A 1382-nucleotide genomic window follows, 5' to 3' on the forward strand; every position below is an offset into this window, starting at 1 on the left:
AAACTCAGGATGCGACTATGGTGTTGTCCCATGTTACCGACCCCGATAACCCCGACTTTAATCGGTTTGAGTTGATTTCTGTTACCCGGAAAGTTTGCTGGTTGATTGGACATGAATTTTAGACTCCTGTGTTCACACTCCTCACACCACTTGATTAGATTAATCAAGCTGATTTCGTCCATTAACTACCAAGATGGTATCATGGTTATCCAGCATTCTGACACGATGTCGGTGTCAATGGGAGTTCTGAGAAGATTTTCTGATTCCATCTGCGGGTTTTTACTCCTAAATGCTTATCAAAAAATCATCCCTGAGTAGCGAGGACTACATATGGACAATTCAACGGATTTTAACTCCTTACGGGGATTAAGTGTTTTTTTGCTAGGAATGATGGGGGCCGGCAAATCCACCCTGGGAGAGTTGCTTTCCCGACGGTTACAATATCGTTTTTTTGATACAGATATATTAATAGAAAGGGTCGCGGGAAAGAAAATCAGGGAAATTTTTGCCGACGAGGGAGAAGCGACTTTTCGGGAGTTAGAAACCCAAGTTTTAGCCGAATTATCCTCTCTGACTAAAACTGTGATTGCCACCGGGGGAGGGATGGTTTTAAAACCGATGAATTGGAGTTATCTTCGTCACGGTTTAATGATTTGGTTAGATGTTCCTCTCGAAGTCTTGGTTAAACGTTTAAAAAAAGATACCTCTCGTCCCTTGCTTCAGTCCACTGATTTAGAAAGTAAACTGGAATTATTATTAGAACAAAGACGAGGACTTTATGCAGAAGCGGATCTTCGGATTGTTGTTTCTGACCTAGATACACCTGCTCATATCGTTGAGAAAATTTTAACAGCAATACCGACGGTGATTAAAGATTTTCATCCAGAAAGGGATCATAACTAATGATAGCAGCTTCAATTTTTGATTTACCTGAACTAATTCCTGACCGAGAAATTCTGGAAATTTTGGCTCAAAGTCAGGCTATTCGTCTGGAAAGAATTATTTCCACTGGTCAAACCACTCCCCGGGGTCAATGGTACGATCAATCTGAGTTTGAATGGGTGATTTTATTACAGGGATTCGCTGAGATTAGTTATGAGGATGGCAGCCAAGTTAATCTGCAAGCGGGGGATTATCTGCTGATTCCTCCTCACCAAAAACATCGCGTCGAATTTACTAGCAATAATCCCCCTTGTATTTGGTTAGCTATCCATTATCGCTAGTAAAATATAGTTTCTAACTAGGGTCTGCTGAATAAATCTAAAAACCTTGTTGGATAAGACTTTTGGACTTTTTTCCCCTCAAAAAGTGCCAGCCATTGGAGTGATCGGGGGTAAAATTCAGGTACTTTTTCCCTGAAAATTAGGTAACTGACTACCTCA

General features: G+C 40.9%; 2 protein-coding genes and 1 pseudogene. 2 read left to right on the forward strand and 1 reads right to left on the reverse strand.

What is annotated here, in order from left to right:
* Positions 1-113: pseudogene (locus tag PX481_RS17185) on the reverse strand (gfo/Idh/MocA family oxidoreductase); the annotation flags it as partial.
* Between the two features lie 217 nt (positions 114-330).
* On the opposite strand from PX481_RS17185, the gene PX481_RS17190 reads away from it, so the two are divergent.
* Both PX481_RS17190 and PX481_RS17195 read left to right on the forward strand, forming a co-directional pair.
* Complete coding sequence (locus PX481_RS17190) at positions 331-903, forward strand: shikimate kinase (RefSeq protein ID WP_004266824.1); 573 nt, start codon at positions 331-333, stop codon at positions 901-903.
* Complete coding sequence (locus PX481_RS17195) at positions 903-1223, forward strand: cupin domain-containing protein (RefSeq protein ID WP_004266823.1); 321 nt, start codon at positions 903-905, stop codon at positions 1221-1223. The genes PX481_RS17190 and PX481_RS17195 overlap by 1 nt, the downstream gene beginning before the upstream one ends.
* Positions 1224-1382: the final 159 nt, after the last annotated feature.

Source organism: Microcystis sp. M53603_WE2, from assembly GCF_030065435.1.